Origin of the sequence: Vibrio glycogenivorans, assembly GCF_051660965.1 — a bacterium.
Classification (GTDB): domain Bacteria; phylum Pseudomonadota; class Gammaproteobacteria; order Enterobacterales; family Vibrionaceae; genus Vibrio.
The window spans coordinates 1-16,049 of record NZ_JBPVIS010000019.1 but is presented as its reverse complement, the minus strand read 5'-3'; the positions used below and the strand labels follow the sequence as shown (position 1 = coordinate 16,049).

Here is a 16,049-nt window from a genome sequence, read left to right as displayed (position 1 = left end):
AATTCCTCGCTACTCGGAACGAAGTGAAACCCGTACCCCGCACCTGTGTTTCTGGTGGACAAAAAAATCCCCACTAGCGAAAGCCGCAAGTGGGGATTTTTTATTCACATTGAAAATTTTCTCAGAAAAAACTGCGTTTATTTCTGCTTATCCGTGTACATTTCTTCAATTTCATCTTGGTATTTATCGCTAATTACCTTACGACGCAGTTTTTGCGTTGGGGTTAGCTCGCCCTGCTCCATTGAGAAAGCCTTTGGCAGTAGCTTGAACTTTTTCACTTGCTCAAACTTAGCTAGCTCTTTTTGTAGCTCTTCGACGCGTTTTTCGATCATTTCTACCACTTGGTGGTGTTTAATCAGCTCAACACGGTCTTTATACTTAATATTCAACTCTTTGGCGTACTCTTCCAGGCTGTCAAAGCATGGAACAATCAGCGCAGAAACGAACTTACGCGTGTCAGCGATAACCGCGATTTGCTCAATGAAGTGGTCTTTACCAATTGCGCCCTCAACAACCTGAGGTGCGATGTACTTACCGTTTGAGGTCTTCATCAGCTCTTTGATGCGATCGGTAATAAACAGGTTGCCGTTATCATCAATATGACCGGCATCGCCCGTTTTCAGGAAGCCATGCTCATCGAAGGTCTTTGCTGTCTCTTCAGGCATCTTGTAGTAGCCACGCATCACCATCGGGCCGCGAACCAAGATCTCGTTGTTCTCACCGATCTTAACCTGAGCACTTGGCATCGACATGCCAATTGAGTCAGGGTTAAACGCGCGATCATCCCAGCAAGAAACCGTTGCCGTGGTCTCTGTCATGCCGTAACCAAGCTTGACGTTGATACCCAGTGCGTGGAAGAAGCGACCAATCGTCTCGTCCAGTTTCGCGCCACCACATGGCATAAAGTTAATACGACCGCCCAATAGCTGACGCAACTTGCTCAGTACCAACTTATCGGCTAGCGCGTGAGAGCGCTTAAGCATCATTGAAGGCTTACGGCCCTCTTGATGACACGCTGCCATTCTTGCGCCCATGTTGACCGCCCAAGTGAACAGCACTTTGCGAATAAACGGTGCCTTAGAGACTTTCTCATGGATAGCAGAGAAGATCTTCTCGTAGAAACGCGGCACGGCACACATGACCGTCGGGCGTACATCACTGAGTGCATCACGCACCTGCATCGTATCTTTTAGGTAGCAGTTGGTCGCGCCCTTATAAAGCACATAAAAGGTCCATGCGCGCTCAAACACATGCGACAAAGGCAGGAATGACATCGAGACATCGTCGCTGCTCAAGCTCAGGCGTGCATCGTGATCCACCAGCTGCGCGGCAATATTAGCGTAATCGAGCATTACCCCTTTCGGCTGACCTGTGGTGCCAGAGGTGTAGATAAGTGTAAGCAGATCATCAAGATTCGCCTGTGCCACTCGCACGTCTAGCTCGGCACGTTGCTCATCATGAGCGCCAGCGACAAACGTTTTCCAGTCCGTTGCATGGGCGAACTCACCAAGCTCAATATCTTCTGACATCGCAACAACCAGCTCTAACTGTTCACACTCGTCAAAGATACTGACCGCAGCATCGTATTGGTCTTGCTCACCGACAAACAACACGCGCACATCGGCATTTTGTAGGATGTACGCTGCCTGTGCTGCGGTATTGGTCGGGTAGATAGGTACGGTCACCGCACGCACTTGCAGCGCTGCGATGTCTGCCAGAGTCCACTCTGGCATGTTGTTTGAGAAGATACCGATCTTTTCTTGGACTTTCAGTCCTTGAGCCAACAGAGCAAGGGATACAGCATCAAGTTGCTCACCAAACTGCTGCCAAGAGATACTTTCCCAAGCCGAGCCTACTTTGTGTTTCAGCGCAGCTTTGTTACCACCTTGAGCAATTCGGTCACGAATACATTTAACGATATGAAAATCAATATTGGCCATGAGTCCACCTTTGGCTTACACATGTAAGCTATAATTTCAGCGCACAAGTGTACATTCACTTAGTGAAAACTCAACAACGAGTCGGTGGTTATTTGTAATATTCTGTGAGGTTAGACCAGATCTTTACAGGCTTTTATAAGCTAACTGTATAAAAAACAAGCATGAAGTTCGAATGAATGCACTTATAAAGCGTATGTAACTATTTATTTCAATCATCGGCAAGCTTAACGATCTATGGCTATCGCCATAGATCGTTAGATTAAGTTATGACTAACTAGAATGTTGCATAGTCGGGAAAGTCTACCTGAGACCAAAGATCATCGTGCAGGCTAGCGTAGTCATCCAATTTTCCAGCGATGATCCATTTGGCAATCGCACCGGCCACATCTGGATAATGCACTTTCTCGGCATCATGATCCTCAAGCCACTGCCCCACCTGTAGCGAATCGAGCCGGTCCATGCTTGAGGCTAAGCCAAGCATTTCTAGCGTCGCCACATTACTCATCTGCTCAAACTGACCATTAAGTGGCTTGAGCAATAACTTTTTACCCAGCGATAACGCCTCGGATGGCAACTCAAAACCGCCATTGGCAATCACACCATCACAGCTATGCAATGCGTCTTGAAAACGATCATAGTTAAGCGGACGACAACGAATATTCTCGATATCCATATCTTGTTTCACCTCTGGGTGGAAGCAAATAAACTGGTGCTTGTTGAACCGAATCAGTAAGTCGATGATCTCATCGAAACCCTCAAAGGGCAGATACACTAAGACGTAACCCGCCGTTTCCACCTTGCCATGCTCAGCTTGAATGATCGGTGGCAAGATCGGTTGATCAAAGTGATACCAGTGTAAAGCAAGATTGTGATTTGCGGGCGCGAAATGGTGGATCAGCCTTTTGTCTAACCAACTGGCGCCGCGTATAGGCACGGAATAGCGAAAGGCATTTTGATGGCTGATACTGATACACGGTAGCGACTGACGCTTCGCGGCCCAGGCAGTGATCGGCTCAAAATCGTTTAATACCAAGTCGTATTGCGACACATCGAGCTGCTGAATATCCTTAAAAAGCTGCTTGAGATCGTTCTTGCGCACCGTCTCCATGTGATCAACCGCGCCATTTTTGCACACAAAGCTCACCCCGCGACGAGTTTGATAGTCACCAAAATCGCTCATAGAGAAATACTTATCGGACTCACGCCCCGAGAAGAGAAAGTCGACTTCTATTGGTTGGTTGGCGAATGCCCTAGCCATTGCTCTGGCGCGAGCGATATGGCCGTTTCCCGTTCCTTGCACACCATAGAGAATTTTCATCGTCTAAACTCCAATCCACTGCATAGCTAGTTCGGCGCATCCAACACCTAATACAATCCCGATCAATACATCGGTAATAAAGTGCACCCCAAGCAGAATGCGTGATAGGCCAATCAGAGCGGCCCAAATCAAGGCTAACGGCGCAAGCGATGGATAAAACTGGCTGATCAAGCTCGCCATCAGAAAGGCAGCTGCAGTATGGCCTGAGGGTAAGCTGTAGCGATCAGAAGGGGTAATAAATGAGACCAGTTGTTCACTAAGCTCAGGTGGTCGGCGGCGTTTGAAACTGTTTTTTAACGTCCAATAAATCGGCAGCTCAATTAGGAAGGCAAGCAGGCCACAACCGACAAAGATTTTACCTAGGGTTTCATCACCTAAGTACGCAACCAGTGCGATAACGACATATAAATGGCCATCACCGGTATGAGAGATAGCTCGGCTAAGGCGCGCAACCTCATTGTTAAACTTATGCTGTAAACAAAATAGAGAAAAGGCCAAGTCGAACTTAGCAATGGGATTCATAACTCGCATAACTTACTCCTTGTTAGACCGAGGTCCACTAGGTTTAAAGTTAATCAGTCAAGATGACGAAGCGGTTAAGGTTTGTTTTCTAACAAATGAAGTTTTCCCAGCCTGCGCTCATGACAACGATCTGTGTGATCATCGTCATGAGGCAAGCAGGGAAGAGGTTTATCGATGGGGTTTTAGGTGACCGGTTGGTGTTTTCTCACCAGATTAAAATCAGCCAAGATCGAGTACGCGGCAGGGATCATAAACAGCACCAACAAGGTAGAGGCGAAGATGCCAAACACTATCGAGATCACCAGTGGCTGGATCACCTGTGCTTGTAGGCTAGTTTCGGTTAGCAGTGGCAGCAAGCCAGCTGCGGTCGTCATCGAGGTGATAAATACCGCTCTAAAGCGCTCACGACTGGCCTTAACCACTGAGTCATGAATCGAGTCCCCCTCATCGACATGGTGGCGAATGTACTGCACCAACAAGATGGAGTCATTAACCACAATACCCGCCAGAGAAACGAAGCCCATCAGGCTTGGCATACTCAATGAGTGCCCCAGCACTAGGTGGCCAAACACCACGCCAATAAAGGCCAGGGGAATCGCGAGCATGACCACAAATGGCTCGATATAGCTGCGAAACTGAAAGCTAAGAATGGCAAATACACCGAACAGGCCAAGCAAGAAACCCTTGCCCATCGATGCACCGGTCTCAGCGGTATCTTTGGCCTCACCCTCAAAATCAAACCGCAACCCAGGATATTTGGCCATCAGGTTAGACGCCTCATCACGACGAAATTGAGCAATGATCTCAGACGAGCTGGCCTTGGTATTATCAATGTCGCCAAACACACTCACAGTACGTAAACCGTTCACCCTTTGGATGCGCACATAATTACGTTGAAAGTCGAGCGTTGCCACACTCGCCAGTGGGATCTGACTGCCATTGGGTAAAATAACGGGGAAGTTGGCGAGTTGATGCAGGTCGCCCGCCTCAACCTTATCGAGTCGAACCTCGATCTTGATGTTTTCCACCCCAAGTTGGATTTCATCTGCCGTCTGACCAAAGAATGCCGCACGCAGCTGACTAGCAATCGTCTGTCCATCAACCCCAAAGCTCTCAGCACCAGGGCGCAGTCTGACTAACACCTCTTCTTTACCCTTGCGCATATCATCAAGCACGCCATGCACCCCATCAAATTGGTTAAGGTAGCTCTGGATTTCTAAGGAGGCGGACTTCAGTTCATCCAAATCATCATGCTTGGCGCGGATCTCAATTGCCCGCCCGCCTGGTCCCATCGTCGGCTGCTTAAACACCAAAGAGATAGGGTCAGCAAGCTCTCCAACCTCTTCACGCCAGGCATTAACAAACTCGTCGATCACCGTATTGCGCTGCTCTGCTCCGAGCAAATCAAGTCGCACTGTGGCAATATGCGGGCCCGACTCATTGGCATCACGGTTAAAGTTATACTGACTGGTAGTATGCAGTATGAGGTTTCGTCCTCCCTCAACCTCTTCACTCCAGCGCTTGTCGAGGCGGTGCGCCGCAGCCTCAATCTCAGCCACTACCCGCTCAGTCTGCGAGAGTGATGCGCCAGGCGGCAGAATAACCCGCGCCTCAGCGATGTCCCCATCTAGCTCAGGGAATGGGATAAATTTGACCACGCCTCCCGCAATTATCGCTACCGAGATCAACAGCAGTGACAGGACGCCACCAATAAATGCGTAGCGATAACGTACAACCCTATCGACGGCAGTCACCAAAGTGGTATTGCGAAACTGCTCAAACTTGTCGAGTAGCACCCGCTTAAACTTAAGCGGTTGGCCATCTTTTCGCTCCTTATGCAGCGAGTGCGACAGGTGATTCGGCAAGATCAAAAAGGCTTCGACAAGACTTAAGCTCAGTACCAAGATCAACACTTGGGGTACTGCCCGCAGCACCGCCCCCATCTCCCCTTCGAGAAAGAGCAAGCTGCCAAAGATGCACACTGTGGTTAAAAACGACGATACCACCCCTGGTAAGACCTTCTTAACCCCATTGATCACCGCATCTTCGATCTTCTGGCCCCGATCAAGGTGCGCCGCGATAGACTCGGCGATCACTATCGCATCATCCATCATGATACCAATCGCCATCAACAGCCCGACCAGCGACATAATATTGATCGACAGGCCAAGGTTGGCCATCAAGAACAAGCCACCAAGAAAAGCCACCGGCAGGCCCGCAGCCACCCAAAACGAGTAACGAAAGCTAAAGAACAACCACATGGTGGCAAAAACAAGTACGATCCCTTGCCAGCCATTGCGCACCATCATGGTCAAGCGATCCCACAGTACCGAGGAGAGATCGTTGGTCATCTCAAGCGTCACGCCATCAGGTGCGATAAGGCGCTGATCCTCAACAAAGCTGGAGACTTGCTCTTTGATCCGCAGCGCATCATCTTCTTTATTCTTACTGATTTTTAGTACCGCTGACGGCTTGCCATCAAAGATGATCTTCTGCTCATCGAGCTCAAAACGGTCGGTAATGGTAGCCACATCACGCAGGCGAATCAGCGATCCATTTTCCCCTGAAGCAATCACCAAGGACTCGAGCTCTTGCGGTGTCACTCGGCGCTCGTCAAAGCGGATCAAAAAGTTCTTGTCTGGCGTCTCAACATTACCACTGGGCAACTTGATATTCTGCTTACCAATCTGATTGGCGATCTCGTTGACACTCACCCCAAGCTGACGGATCGCATCACTATTGAGCTCGATACGATACTGGTGATCCGAAAAGCCACCGACCTCAACCAGAGACACACCATAATCCAGTTTCAGCGTGCGCTTGAGCTGCTCAGCATAGGCTTTAAGCTGCGGCCAACTCGTGTCCGCGGTAATAGCCACATCGACCACCGGCTCGTTCCAATCCAGCTCTTGAACAATTGGCGACTCAATTTCAGTAGGAAAATCATTAATCGCGTTAATCTGGGTTTGCACATCCACCAGCATGCGACCAATATCTGCTTGGTCAGTCAGCTTCAGGGTCAGGCGTGCTGAGCCCTCTATCGCCTCACAGCGCGTCTCACGGATATTAGCAAGGCCATCCACCGCATCCTCAAGCCGGACACAGATGCTCTCTTCCACCTCTTGCGGTGATGCCCCGGGATAGACAACCGCGGCCAAAATATACGGGGGGCTAAACTCAGGAAAGGTTTCACGCTTGATATTACCCAGTGAGGAGATCCCAAGCACCAACAGCATCAGCATGACTAAGTTGGCAGCCGTCGGGTGTCTAGCAAAAAAGCGGATCATTGCTCAGCCTCCGCATCGCTCTCCTCACGCACCAGCATGCCATCGATAGCGGGTAGTAAATCGTTGAGAATCAATTTCTCGCCCTGTGTCAGCTCCGCCTCGATAACAACCTGGTTATTACGTCGATAAAGCACAGTAGCAGGGCGGATATCCAAGCGATCCTCATCGTTCATAATGTAAATCCTATCACCATGCAGTGCTCGCTCAGGGATCACCCAGCTCGGATTTTCCTGCCCTTCGATAGTTGCGCGGACAAACATGCCGTTTGCTAGCGCTGGTACAGAGTCTGGTGTCAGGCTCGAGAGGTCTTGCTCAACCTCTAAGATCACCCCGACGGTTGCTTGAGATGAGTCAACCGATTCAGAGAGGCGTGCGACCGTCGTGGGCCACTGTGCTGACAGAGCGCCGCTATTTAAGGAAATATGGGCTCTAATGTCGGTGCCGTCGCTTTGTGGGATCCCCGCACCGCTGCGCTCAAACTGACCTAGGCTGCTGATCACTACTTGTACATCATGGATAGAGAGCTGCGCCTCAACCTCCATCACATCTATGCCATGCGCCACGAACATCGTCTGTTGCAGATTTACGACCTGATCTTGCTCGATCTCGACCTCGGCAATACGCAAGTCTTGCGGCAAAATGATCTTAGTGCGAGAAAGGGCACGCTGGGCTTCTTCAAGCTTTGACTGGCTGACTTTCACCACCGCTTGCGCCACACGGCGCTCATCGGGCAGTAAAGCGATTTGATTTTCGATATCCTGCAGCAGCTTTTGCTGTGAGAGCACATTTTGTTGCTGCTGATCCACATCGGACTCAGAGGTCAAACCGCGTTGTTTGAGGTTGCGTTTTCGCTCCAACTCAAGGCGGGTGATCTCTAGGCGATTTTTCTCAATTGCCTGCGACTGCTCGAGATTGCGCTGCTGTTGATTGAGCTTTTCTAACGAGGTTTGACTGGAGGCGAGGTCGGCCTGTGCTTGTGCCAGCTTTAATTCATAGTCGAGCGGATCAATGCGCAACACCTCAGTGCCTGCAGGAAGAACCTGCCCTTTTTCCAAGTCAGGATGACGAAAAACGACTTTACCTGACACCTCTGCAATGGCCTTCCACTCGGTTTTGGGTCGCACATGACCAAAGCCAATCACCTCTGGCGCGATAGCTTTAAGATACAGCGGTGTGGTATCGACTAGCTTCGCCCGCTCTCCTGCAGGGCGCGAGGGCAGATCGGGGCGCATCTTGATCGCCACCACCAAGACCAAAATTCCAACCGCCAGTGCAGGGAAAAACAGTAATTTGCGGTTCAGTTTCATCTAATAAAATCCTATTTATTATCTAGATTTTGAGCGCTCATCAGCATGCCACCTTTAAGCAACTGGATATTGTGCTCAATCAGCGATTCGATAAATTCTTCGTTAAGCTCATAGCCAAGCACTGCCATTAACGCTGGCGGCGCAATAAAGGGAAACATCAACAAGCTCTTGAATGTCAAACGACACAAGTTAGGATCTAAGTCTGAGCGGATGATCCCCTGCTCAATTAAACGAGCGAACATAAGGTCACCACTGGGCTTTACCACCTGTTTGACCACTCGCTCGACTAATTGGCGCGACTTATCGTCAGCTGGCATCAACATCGCCTGACTGATCACTCGCGTGAAGCGCGGCATTTTGAGCATGGTGTCATAATGACTGCGCATGATCTCTTCCAGGCTCTTATCATCAGCATTTGCCATGACTGAACTCATCCTATCGAGCATTGGCCGCGCCGTTTCGCGCATCATCTCCTCAAACAGCCCTTCCTTATTACCGAAGTAGTATCGCACCATCGCACTATCCACTTGCGCTTTTTGTGCCACCAAGCGAATCGATACCTTGTCATACGGCATTGCGCCAAACAGCTTGGTCGCTTGATGGATTAACTGTCCACGCACATCGGTGCTTCTTGAGGGGCGACCCACTTTTCGAATCTCTGTCATAGCTTTGTCCAAAATTCATCAACCGTTGAATTTTATGTTAGTCAAGCCGACTGCACCTAGCGAATATATTCATCATTTATCCAACATCTGATGAATTATAACTAATTGATATTTATAGAAGGTAATCTTTTTACTCATTTTTACGTTAACCGTGCCACCTATTGAAGAGATCCGATATGCATAAAAATCACGCTTTAGGGTTGACGTGCTCGCTGGAGTGCGGTACTAATCTATTAACTAAATTTTGTGGTTTAACTAACGCCTGTAGGATTCAATTAACAATGGCTATGCGCTTTTCTCTCCTGCTCAAACTCCTCCTTATCGTGACCAGTTCGCGCGGGTAAGCAGTGTAAGAAAGACAACCACACAAGAATTGTCTCAAGCCCGCACTAAGATGCGGGCTTTTTTGTAGTTATCGACCGGACAAAACGATTTACTCGAGCCTTAACGGCAGCACATGAAAAGGAAGCACACATGAACGATCAAGTGATCATCTTCGACACCACCTTGCGTGATGGCGAGCAAGCGTTATCAGCAAGTTTGACCGTAAAAGAAAAACTGCAGATCGCCTTCGCACTTGAGCGTCTTGGTGTCGATGTTATTGAGGCGGGCTTCCCTGTCTCATCACCAGGCGACTTTGAGTCGGTACAAACCATTGCTAAGCACATTAAGAACAGCCGCGTGTGTGCCCTGTCGCGCGCCGTAGCGAAAGACATTGATGTAGCAGCAGAATCTCTCAAGGTCGCTGAAGCGTTTCGTATTCATACCTTTATCTCAACCTCAACCATCCACGTGCAAGACAAGCTGCGTCGTAGCTATGACGATGTGATTGAGATGGGTGTGAATGCCGTCAAGCACGCGCGTCAATACACCGACGATGTCGAGTTCTCATGTGAGGACGCTGGCCGAACTCCAATCGATAACCTGTGCCGCATGGTCGAAGCGGCAATCAATGCGGGTGCGAGCACGATTAACATTCCTGATACCGTTGGCTACACCGTGCCGAACGAGTTTGGTGGCATCATTCAAACCCTATTTAACCGAGTGCCGAATATCGATAAAGCGGTAATTTCGGTTCACTGCCATGATGACCTAGGTATGTCGGTAGCGAACTCCATCGCCGCGGTACAAGCGGGCGCACGTCAGGTTGAGGGCACGATTAATGGCATTGGCGAGCGCGCGGGTAACTGCTCGCTAGAAGAGATCGCGATGATCATCAAGACCCGCCAGGAGCTACTTGGTGTCCATACCGGCCTTAAGCACGACGAGATACACCGCACCAGTAAGCTAGTTAGCCAGCTATGCAACATGCCAATCCAAGATAACAAGGCGATCGTCGGCGCCAATGCCTTTAGCCACTCCTCAGGCATTCACCAAGATGGGATGCTTAAGAACAAGAACACCTACGAGATCATGACCCCAGAGTCGATTGGTCTTAAGAACCAAGCGCTGAATCTTACCAGCCGCTCAGGTCGCGCTGCAGTGAAAAGCCATATGGACTCGATGGGCTATAAAGACGAAGAGTACAACTTGGATGCGCTATACGATGCCTTCTTGAAGCTTGCTGATCGCAAGGGTCAGGTGTTTGATTATGACCTTGAAGCCTTGATGCATTTCTCCAACCTGCGCGAAGAGGATGACTTCTTTAAGCTTAACTACCTAAGCGTGCAGTCTGGCAGTGTGATGGCGACCACTAGCGTCAAACTGCAGTGTGGTGATGAAGAAAAAGCCGAAGCAGCCGTAGGTAATGGCCCGGTTGATGCGCTGTATCAGTGTATTTACCGCGTGACCGGTTACGATATTGTTCTGGATAAGTTTGACTTAACCGCCAAGGGCGAAGGCGAAGACGGCCTAGGTCAGGCCGATATCATCGCCAACTACAAAGGTCGCAAGTACCACGGCACGGGCGTCTCAACCGATATTGTTGAGGCCTCAGGTCAAGCGCTACTGCACGTGATCAACAGCATTCATCGCGCCGATAAGGTGGAAGCCATTAAGCAAAAGAAAGTGGCCACGGTTTAACCGAGTTCTGATGAGCTGTAACCCATGCAGCTCATCTCACCAAATACAATAGATTTAAAGGATTAACATGACTGATAAAGCATACAAGATTGCCGTACTACCGGGAGATGGCATTGGCCCAGAGGTGATGGCGCAAGCAAACAAGGTATTGGATGCGATTGAAACCAAACACGGCATCACCTTTGAGTGTGAGCAGCACGATGTGGGTGGAATTGCCATCGATAACCACGGCTGTCCACTCCCAGCTTCAACGGTAACCGCTTGTGAGCAATCAGACGCGGTGTTATTTGGCTCGGTTGGTGGCCCTAAGTGGGAGCACTTGCCGCCGAATGATCAGCCTGAGCGTGGCGCACTACTGCCGCTGCGCAAGCACTTCCAGCTATTTTGTAACCTGCGTCCGGCGCAAATCCACGCCGGTCTCGAGGCATTCTCTCCTCTACGCGCTGACATCTCTGGCCGTGGCTTTGACATTGTTGTAGTGCGTGAGCTAACCGGTGGTATCTACTTCGGCCAGCCAAAGGGCCGTGAGGGCGAAGGCGCGAATGAGAAAGCCTTTGATACTGAGGTTTATCATCGCTATGAGATTGAGCGTATCGCTAAGATTGCCTTTGAGTCTGCGCGCCTACGTCGTAAGAAAGTATGCTCTATCGATAAGGCCAATGTTCTACAAAGCTCAATTTTATGGCGTGAAGTGGTTGAAGAGATCGCCAAAGACTACCCTGACGTTGAGCTATCCCACATGTACATCGACAACGCAACCATGCAGCTTATAAAAGACCCTGCCCAGTTCGATGTGATGCTGTGCTCAAACATCTTCGGCGACATCATCTCAGATGAGTGTGCGATGATCACCGGCTCAATGGGCATGCTGCCATCAGCATCGCTTAACGAGAGCAAGTTTGGCCTGTATGAGCCAGCAGGCGGCAGTGCGCCAGATATCGCAGGCAAAAACATCGCTAACCCAGTCGCGCAAATCCTATCAGCGGCACTGATGCTGCGCTACAGCCTTGGTGAGGAGAGTGCCGCGCAAGATATTGAAACCGCGGTTTCTAAAGCACTGGCAGCCGGCGAACTGACTGGTGACTTGGCAGGCGATAACCCAGCGCTATCAACCTCAGAGATGGGCGATAAGATCGCAAGCTACATCTTAAACTCATAAGCTATAAACACTGGAGGCGTGAGTGACCACCCACTTCACGCCTGAGTAAACAATGGATTTATCCCAAGGAAATCACAATGGGCAAAACATTATACGAAAAGGTTTATGATGCTCACGCTGCTGTGGCAGCAGAGGGCGAAAACCCAATTTTGTACATCGACCGTCACCTAGTTCACGAAGTCACCTCACCTCAAGCATTTGATGGTCTGCGCGAAAAAGGTCGTAGCGTTCGCCAAGTCAGTAAGACGTTCGCTACTATGGACCACAATGTGTCTACGACCACCAAAGATATTAACGCTTCCGGTGATATGGCACGCATCCAGATGGAAACACTATCGAAGAACTGTGAAGAGTTTGGTGTCACCCTATACGATCTAAACCACAAGTACCAAGGCATCGTCCACGTGATGGGGCCAGAGCTAGGTATTACCCTGCCAGGCATGACTATCGTTTGTGGTGACTCACACACCGCTACCCATGGCGCGTTTGGCTCACTGGCATTTGGTATCGGCACATCAGAAGTGGAGCACGTTCTAGCGACACAAACGCTGAAACAAGCTCGCGCTAAAACGATGAAGATCGAGGTTAAGGGCAAGGTTACCCCTGGGATCACAGCTAAAGATATCGTTCTAGCAATTATCGGCAAAACAACTGCTGCCGGTGGTACTGGCTACGTGGTTGAGTTCTGTGGTGAAGCCATCACTGATCTCACTATGGAAGGTCGTATGACCGTGTGTAACATGGCGATTGAGCTTGGCGCTAAAGCGGGCCTTATTGCCCCTGATGAAACCACCTTCGAGTACATCAAGGGACGTAAGTTCGCACCGCAAGGCGAAGACCTTGAGGCAGCCATCGAGTACTGGAAGTCGCTCAAAACCGACGAGGATGCAGAGTTTGATGCAGTGGTTACCCTAAACGCTGCAGACATCAAACCGCAAGTCACTTGGGGGACTAACCCAGGTCAAGTGATTGCGGTTGATCAACCGATCCCAGCACCAGAGAGCTTTACTGATCCTGTAGAAAAAGCATCGGCTGAAAAAGCCCTCGCGTATATGGGCCTTGAGGCCGGTAAAGCCTTATCAGACTATAAGGTCGATAAGGTGTTTGTTGGCTCTTGTACCAACTCACGAATTGAAGACATGCGCGCCGCAGCCCAAGTCGCGAAAGGTCGCCAAGTCGCAGACAATGTTCAAGCCTTGATTGTTCCGGGCTCAGAGCAAGTCAAAGCCCAAGCGGAAGCGGAAGGTTTAGACGTGATCTTTAAACAGGCAGGCTTCGAGTGGCGCCTTCCAGGCTGCTCTATGTGTCTAGCTATGAACAACGATCGCCTAGGTCCCCATGAGCGCTGTGCATCGACCTCAAACCGCAACTTTGAAGGACGTCAGGGTCGTGATGGTCGTACCCACCTTGTGAGCCCGGCGATGGCAGCCGCCGCTGCAATTGCTGGTCACTTTGTTGATATTCGTGAATTGGACTAAGGAGAGCACAGATGTCAGGTTTTAAACAACACACAGGCTTGGTGGTTCCTCTAGACGCCGCGAACGTCGATACCGATGCCATCATCCCTAAGCAGTTTTTGCAGAAAGTCTCTCGTCTTGGTTTTGGTAAGCACCTCTTCCATGACTGGCGCTTCCTTGATGATGCGGGTGAGCAGCCAAACCCAGAGTTTGTTATGAACGCCCCTCGCTACCAAGGCGCCTCGATCTTGATTGCACGAGAAAACTTTGGCTGTGGCTCGTCACGTGAGCACGCCCCTTGGGCTCTGGCCGATTACGGCATCAAAGCCATGATTGCGCCAAGCTTCGCCGATATCTTCTACGGCAACTCGATCAACAACCAAATGGTACCAGTGCGCCTGACAGAGCAGGAAGTCGATGAAATCTTCCAATTTGTTGAGGCAAACGAGGGCGCAGAGGTTGAGGTCGACCTAGAGGCTAACCTAGTACGCGCGAATAGCAAAGAGTACTCATTTGAGATTGATGAGTTTCGTCGTCACTGCTTGTTGAATGGCTTTGACAATATCGGTTTGACTCTGCAACATGAGAGCAAGATTGCCGAGTTTGAGGACAAAATCCCAAGCTTCTTGCGCTAAGCAACAAAAGCGATAGATTAGAAAAGGTTGGCTTGGCCAACCTTTTTTGTTTGTGCTTGAAATAACCTGAGATTTATCTGGGTCATATAGGTATCAAACACGGACACGGACCTACCTATGTTGCGCTTTATCATCCTTTTATTGACTACTATTTCTTTTGCCAGCTTTGCAGCACCGAAATCAGAACTGTGGCCATACTGGTCAGCCTCTAACGAAGCCAATAGCCAAACCATCTCTCACCAAGCTTGGCAAAACACGCTTGATAAATATTTACATGAGCGAGGTCAGCATCGCCTGTTTGATTATCGCGCTGTCACCCAGCAAGATCGCAAGCAACTAAAAGGTTATCTTAATCAACTCAGCCAGCTCGACCCACGTGATTACCCTCGTGCTGAGCAATATGCGTATTGGGTGAATTTGTATAATGCTTTGACGGTTGATTTGATCATTGATAACTACCCGGTCAAATCTATCACTAAGTTAGGTGGACTATTTACCTTTGGGCCATGGGGGCAAGAGATCATTACGATTAATGGTAAGCCACTCACCCTCAATGACATTGAGCACCGAATCCTGCGCCCAATCTGGCAAGACCCACGCATCCACTATGCTGTAAACTGTGCCAGCCTAGGCTGTCCAAACCTTCAGCCTCAGGCCTTCACCGCACAAAATACCCCAGCACTCCTCGATGCAGCAGCAACAGAGTTTATCAATAGCGAAAAAGGCGCATCACTCAGCAACGGCAAACTCACCTTGTCAGAGATCTACGACTGGTTCAGCGATGATTTTGGCACCCAACAAAAGCTTTTCCAGCATCTCGGCAAATACCGACCGGATCTGGCGGGGTATCGCGGGAAGGTCAGTTATGAGTATGATTGGACGTTAAATGATCGCTAGTCATCTTAGGGGCGAGGTTCGAGGACGTTTCACTACGAGGAGCGAGGAGTTGCGGGGTTAAGAAACTAATATATCGTAGCCAAGCTCATACAAAGACAGTATCAACAATCTTCGTTCGTAAAGCACCAAAGAACTACTCGCGCCCCGAAGCGATAGCGTACTCGGAGTGCAACGTACTCGCACCCTTTGTCTCGTTTCCTCAGAAACGAGAAAACCCGACACTAGGTCGGGTTTTAAAATAGAACCTGGCGATGTCCTACTCTCACATGGGGAAGCCCCACACTACCATCGGCGCTAATTCGTTTCACTTCTGAGTTCGGCATGGAAATCAGGTGGGTCCAAATCGCTATGGTCGCCAAGAAAATTGGGTTGCTGCTCACCTCAAATGGAGATGGCTGCTAAATTGTCATGAAACTGGTGCTGATAGGCAGACTCGAACTGCCGACCTCATCCTTACCAAGGATGCGCTCTACCACCTGAGCTATATCAGCATCATGGTGTCCGCTTGGGACTAAGATCCGTTATATTAACGTATCTTATATAATTTAAAGCCTGGCGATGTCCTACTCTCACATGGGGAAGCCCCACACTACCATCGGCGCTAATTCGTTTCACTTCTGAGTTCGGCATGGAATCAGGTGGGTCCAAATCGCTATGGTCGCCAAGCAAATTCTTTAATTCGGAAAGCTGTTTGTGTTCTCTACACATTCATGTTCTTGTCTTGAGTCCATCAAAACCCTTTGGGTGTTGTATGGTTAAGCCTCACGGGCAATTAGTACAGGTTAGCTCAACGCCTCACAACGCTTACACACCCTGCCTATCAACGTTCTAGTCTCGAAC

The 16,049-nt window shown here is 49.7% G+C and carries 11 protein-coding genes, 1 tRNA gene and 3 rRNA genes; 5 read left to right on the top strand and 10 right to left on the bottom strand.

Annotated elements, in window-relative coordinates:
• Positions 1–137: 137 nt before the first annotated feature.
• The 6 genes from ACSTTG_RS22255 to ACSTTG_RS22230 form a co-directional block, all read right to left on the bottom strand.
• Positions 138–1,940, bottom strand: coding sequence for an AMP-dependent synthetase/ligase (locus ACSTTG_RS22255; RefSeq protein ID WP_438461324.1), 1,803 nt, complete (start codon positions 1,938–1,940; stop codon positions 138–140).
• A gap of 274 nt (positions 1,941–2,214) precedes the next feature.
• A complete protein-coding gene (locus tag ACSTTG_RS22250; protein WP_438461325.1) occupies positions 2,215–3,258 on the bottom strand; it encodes an MJ1255/VC2487 family glycosyltransferase in 1,044 nt (347 codons plus the stop codon).
• A 3-nt stretch (positions 3,259–3,261) separates the two neighbouring features.
• Positions 3,262–3,789, bottom strand: a complete 528-nt coding sequence (locus ACSTTG_RS22245; protein WP_438476392.1) for a phosphatase PAP2 family protein — start codon at positions 3,787–3,789, stop codon at positions 3,262–3,264.
• Positions 3,790–3,962: 173 nt separating this feature from the next.
• Entirely contained in the window at positions 3,963–7,067 is a 3,105-nt protein-coding gene (locus ACSTTG_RS22240; protein ID WP_438476390.1) for an efflux RND transporter permease subunit, read from the bottom strand.
• On the bottom strand, positions 7,064–8,374 hold the full coding sequence (locus ACSTTG_RS22235; RefSeq protein ID WP_438476388.1) for an efflux RND transporter periplasmic adaptor subunit: 1,311 nt from the start codon (positions 8,372–8,374) through the stop codon (positions 7,064–7,066). Before ACSTTG_RS22235 ends, ACSTTG_RS22240 begins: the two co-directional genes overlap by 4 nt.
• An 11-nt stretch (positions 8,375–8,385) precedes the next feature.
• Positions 8,386–9,039, bottom strand: coding sequence for a TetR/AcrR family transcriptional regulator (locus tag ACSTTG_RS22230; protein WP_438476386.1), 654 nt, complete (start codon positions 9,037–9,039; stop codon positions 8,386–8,388).
• A gap of 474 nt (positions 9,040–9,513) precedes the next feature.
• Here ACSTTG_RS22230 and leuA point away from each other — a divergent pair, with 474 nt between their 5' ends.
• The 5 genes from leuA to ACSTTG_RS22205 all read left to right on the top strand — a co-directional run bounded on the left by leuA (position 9,514) and on the right by ACSTTG_RS22205 (position 15,209).
• Complete coding sequence (leuA, locus tag ACSTTG_RS22225; RefSeq protein WP_438461330.1) at positions 9,514–11,061, top strand: 2-isopropylmalate synthase; 1,548 nt, start codon at positions 9,514–9,516, stop codon at positions 11,059–11,061.
• A 67-nt stretch (positions 11,062–11,128) separates the two neighbouring features.
• A complete protein-coding gene (gene leuB, locus ACSTTG_RS22220) occupies positions 11,129–12,220 on the top strand; it encodes a 3-isopropylmalate dehydrogenase (RefSeq protein ID WP_438476384.1) in 1,092 nt (363 codons plus the stop codon).
• Positions 12,221–12,297: 77 nt separating this feature from the next.
• Positions 12,298–13,698, top strand: coding sequence for a 3-isopropylmalate dehydratase large subunit (gene leuC / locus ACSTTG_RS22215; RefSeq protein ID WP_438476382.1), 1,401 nt, complete (start codon positions 12,298–12,300; stop codon positions 13,696–13,698).
• Between the two features lie 11 nt (positions 13,699–13,709).
• The gene (gene leuD / locus ACSTTG_RS22210; RefSeq protein WP_438476380.1) at positions 13,710–14,312 is read left to right on the top strand and encodes a 3-isopropylmalate dehydratase small subunit; all 603 of its coding nucleotides are present in this window, start codon (positions 13,710–13,712) and stop codon (positions 14,310–14,312) included.
• A gap of 117 nt (positions 14,313–14,429) precedes the next feature.
• Positions 14,430–15,209, top strand: coding sequence for a DUF547 domain-containing protein (locus ACSTTG_RS22205; RefSeq protein WP_438461334.1), 780 nt, complete (start codon positions 14,430–14,432; stop codon positions 15,207–15,209).
• 243 nt (positions 15,210–15,452) lie between these two features.
• On the opposite strand, the gene rrf (ACSTTG_RS22200) is transcribed toward ACSTTG_RS22205, so the two are convergent.
• The 4 genes from rrf (ACSTTG_RS22200) to ACSTTG_RS22185 all read right to left on the bottom strand — a co-directional run.
• A 5S ribosomal RNA gene (rrf, locus tag ACSTTG_RS22200) occupies positions 15,453–15,569 on the bottom strand.
• 55 nt (positions 15,570–15,624) lie between these two features.
• Positions 15,625–15,700 (bottom strand) — tRNA-Thr (locus ACSTTG_RS22195).
• 59 nt (positions 15,701–15,759) lie between these two features.
• Positions 15,760–15,875, bottom strand: a 5S ribosomal RNA gene (gene rrf, locus ACSTTG_RS22190).
• 85 nt (positions 15,876–15,960) lie between these two features.
• Positions 15,961–16,049: ribosomal RNA gene (locus tag ACSTTG_RS22185) — 23S ribosomal RNA — on the bottom strand; the annotation flags it as partial.